At 65.1% G+C, this 3,720-nt stretch carries 4 protein-coding genes; all 4 read right to left on the bottom strand.

The genetic code is table 11. The annotated features are described in order from the left end of the window. Positions 1 to 314 (bottom strand): ATP-binding cassette domain-containing protein (locus ACWGS9_RS34175; RefSeq protein WP_454509343.1); only part of this gene is annotated, 314 nt, incomplete at its 3' end. Between the two features lie 115 nt (positions 315 to 429). Further along, on the bottom strand, positions 430 to 1,533 hold the full coding sequence (sfnG, locus tag ACWGS9_RS34180; protein ID WP_454509344.1) for a dimethylsulfone monooxygenase SfnG: 1,104 nt from the start codon (positions 1,531 to 1,533) through the stop codon (positions 430 to 432). Between the two features lie 166 nt (positions 1,534 to 1,699). Continuing rightward, entirely contained in the window at positions 1,700 to 3,118 is a 1,419-nt protein-coding gene (locus tag ACWGS9_RS34185; RefSeq protein ID WP_454509345.1) for an FAD/NAD(P)-binding protein, read from the bottom strand. After that, on the bottom strand, positions 3,115 to 3,720 hold a 606-nt coding region (locus ACWGS9_RS34190), incomplete at its 5' end, for an LLM class flavin-dependent oxidoreductase (protein ID WP_454509346.1). The genes ACWGS9_RS34185 and ACWGS9_RS34190, both read right to left, overlap by 4 nt.

Here is a 3,720-nt window from a genome sequence, read left to right on the forward strand (position 1 = left end):
ACATTCCCGCGATCGGCCCGGTAAACACCGCTGATGACATTGATCAGCGAGCTCTTGCCGGCGCCGTTCGGCCCGATGATGGCGCGTATCTCGCCGGGCCGAACGGACAGGTCCACATCCGCCAGCGCCACCACGCCGCCGAAGGAAAGACCTATGCCTTCGAGGGAAAGAAGCAGCGCGGCCCCTTCAGCGACCGCCCGTTCAGACTTATCGTCGTGAACCTGCCGTTGGGCCCCCGGCAGCCCTTGCGCGAAGATTTCCGGCGCGTAGACCGAAGCCTCGATCGCCCCGAAGGCATGGTTGGATATCGGCATTCCAATCGTCCCCAACTGTAGCGAAGGCACGCACGGTCCCCGCCGCACGCTCGATGGAGCGTTCGGTTCATCATCATCGGCTGGCCAGACGATCTCCGGCTAGCGGCCGGCGTTGCTATTCGGCGGCCAAGGCCGCCGCCGCCTCTGCGTTTTCCAGCTCGCGCACGAGCGGGATGACGTGCTTGCCGAAATACTCGACCTCTTCCTGGAAGTGCAGGAAGCCAAGCAGGATGAGATCGGCGCCGGCGCGCTTCAGATCGACGATACGCTCCGCGACCTGTTTCGGCGTGCCGATCAGGTTCGAGCGGAAGCCATCATTGTACTGCACCAGGTCGTCGAAGGACGACTTCGCCCAATTGCCCTCGCCTTCCGGCGAAGCCTTGCCGGCGTTCTTGACCTCGTGGCCGAAGGCATTGACCGCTTCCGGATTGGCCTTGGCGATAATCTCGGCAAGCACCGCCTTTGCCTCATCCTCGCTCTCGCGCACGATGGCGAAGGCATTGACGCCGACCTTGACCGAGTGGTTGTTGGCCTTCGCTTTCGCCTGGATGTCGTCTACCTGCTTGGCGATCTCGGCCGGAGTGTTGCCGTTGGTGAAGTACCAGTCGGAAACGCGCGAAGCCATGTCGCGCGCCGCACGCGACGAGCCGCCCTGGAAGATCTCGGGCAGCGGCTGCGGCGGCTTCGGCTTCAGCGAATACTGGTTGAAGCGGTAGAAATCTCCGCGAAAGGTGAAGCTATCCTCGGTCCAGATGCCACGTAGCGCACGGATGAATTCTTCCGACCGGCGGTAGCGCTCGTCATGGTCGAGCCAATGCTCGCCGATGGCGTGAAACTCGCCTCGGAACCAGCCGGAGACGAGGTTGATCGCGACGCGGCCATTGGTGAGGTAGCTGATGGTGGCGAGCTGCTTGGCAGCCAGCGCCGGATTCCACGGCCCAGGCAGGATCGCGGCGATCACCTTCAGCGTCTTGGTGGCGGCAAGCAGGTCATGGCTGAACGACACGGACTCGTGCTGCTCGTCGGCGCCGTAGCCGGCGGTGAAGCGGATCTGGCTCAGCGCATAGTCGAAGCCAGCCTTCTCGGCGATCTGCGCCAGCTTGCGATTGTATTCCGCCGAATGGTTGGTCCTCTGCTCGATGTTGGAGATGACCAGCCCGCCCGAGACGTTCGGCACCCAATAGGCGAATTTGACTGCGTCGCGATCGTTCTGTGGCATGGAAATCTCCCGGCTGGCCTGTCCCATCGATTGATCCGGCGGTGGCCGGAAGCTGCCGCCAATTTATTAGTCTACTGCTTATATATACAAAGTAGGATTTTCCGTTTTCGCGGCTAGGCCCGAACGGAAATACCAATTTTTGCGTGCCCGCATTCGCCGTGGATTTTCAGCGCTCGGCTTCGATCGCCGGCTGGGCGCCAAGCCGGCGCTGTATCTCCGAGGCGACTGCCTGCGCGTGTCGAGCCACTTCCGGCAGGCCCATCAGTTCCCCGAAGGTTCCGCGCGCCAGCGGGCCGGCAACAAATAGGCCGCGTAGCGGATTGTTGTCCGGACCGATGGCGCGACTGTCGAGCCCGGTTTCGATTCCGAGCCCGTGCCGATCGATCCGGATCAGGCCGGCATCGGCAAGCGATCGCAGCACCGGATTGGTCCGAACCGCGTTGCCATGCGCGGGTCCCGTGGTGTTGATCACCGTATCGAAATGCAGCGTTTCGATCTGCTTCCGTCCGCGGCGCCGCAGGCTGACGGCCAAGCGATCTCCAGCGCGGTGCGAGTCCACTAGGCTGGCCGCAATGTTGTCGAACGTGCCTTCTGCGCGGCGGCGCTCGAGCACGGTCTCGACCTGCGGCGCGATCCTGAAGCGGTGCACGTCCCAGAAGACGCGCAGCCGGTGCACCAACCGGGTTCGCTCGCCTGAAGTAAGCGCGGACCACAGCACCGGTCCCTGCAGCCGCAGCTGGTCGAAAACCGACTGCCAGTAGACGCCCTCGGCGTCCGCCGCGGCCAGTGTCGAACGAACGCGCTCCAGCAGGCCAAGCGCGGTCGCGGCGGGCGTGGCAGCGAAATCGCCAAAGGGCTGGCCTCGCAGCGCCGGATGCCCGCGCGAGCGCAGTCCATGACGCGACACGGCCAGGATGCGGCCACGATGGCCGCGGCGGTCTAGCTCCGCGACGGTGTCCGCCGATGTCAGGCCGGAACCGACGATAAGCACCGATGCGTCCGGATCGATGGCGCCGAGAGCTTCAGGGGCATAGACATCGGCAACGAAGGCGCTTGCATCGGCAAGCGGCTTAAGCGCTGCCGGGATATCGGGCGATGGGTGCGTCATGGCGAGAACCACCACGTCGGCGGCGATCGATTGCCCGGAAGCGGTCACGATCCAACCGTCGCCGTCGCGCGTCACATCGCCGGCATGGTCTCGAACATGACGGATCGCTCCGGTCTCGATATAAGGCGCCAGATTCTCGGCAACATAGCGGCCGAAGACGCGGCGCCTGGGAAAGACATCGCCGTTGCGCCACACCGCATCCGGGTCGCGCTCGGCCTCGCCGTCATGCGACAGCCAGGACGAAAAATGCTCCGGCTCGTCCGGTACCAGGCTCATTCGGGACGCCGGCACGTTGACGCGGTGCGAGCGCTCCTCGCTGGAATAGGCTAGGCCGCCGCCGAGAAACGGGCGCGGCTCGATCACGGTGATCGACGGCCGTGCGGATAGACGCGCCAGATGCCAGGCTACCGCCGCGCCGGTGAAGCCACCGCCGAGGATGACGACATGGCTGCGTGGCCGGGGCGGCAGCGCGTTCACGAGGCACTGGCGAGCGATTTCGGACGATGATCGCCGGCGATGGTCTCGCCGAACGGCCCGGTGTTGACGGAAGAGCCGGCTGTCTTGACCGCGTGATCCGTCGGCAATTTGGGCAGCACCAATTCGCCGAAGCGGTAGGCTTCCTCCAGATGCGGGTAGCCGGACAGAATGAAAGTGTCGATGCCGAGCCGCCGGTACTCGTCGATGCGCTCGGCAATTGTGTCAGGATCGCCGACCAGCGCCGTGCCGGCGCCGCCGCGCACCAGGCCGACGCCGGCCCACAGGTTCGGCGCGATCTCGAGCTTCGAGCGGTCGCCGCCATGCAGCGCGCTCATCCGCGCCTGGCCGACCGAATCCATGCGGGAAAAGACTTTTTGCGCCGAGGCGATGGTCGCGTCGTCGAGCCGGCTGATCAGCCTGTCGGCCGCCGCCCAGGCTTCCTCGGTGGTTTCGCGGGCGATGACATGCAGGCGGATGCCGAAGGAGAGCTTGCGGCCGGCCTTCTCCGCGAGTTCGCGCACGCCGTCGAGCTTGCGCTCGACATCGGCCGGCGGTTCGCCCCAGGTCAGATATTTGTCGATCTCCTGTGCCGCCACGGTCGA

Source organism: Mesorhizobium sp. Arg314 (genome assembly GCF_053714275.1).

What these genes read in the sequence shown, in the direction of transcription:
- sfnG (WP_454509344.1), bottom strand. Translation starts at nt 1,533, where the DNA reads ATGCCACAGAACGATCGCGACGCAGTCAAATTCGCCTATTGGGTGCCG.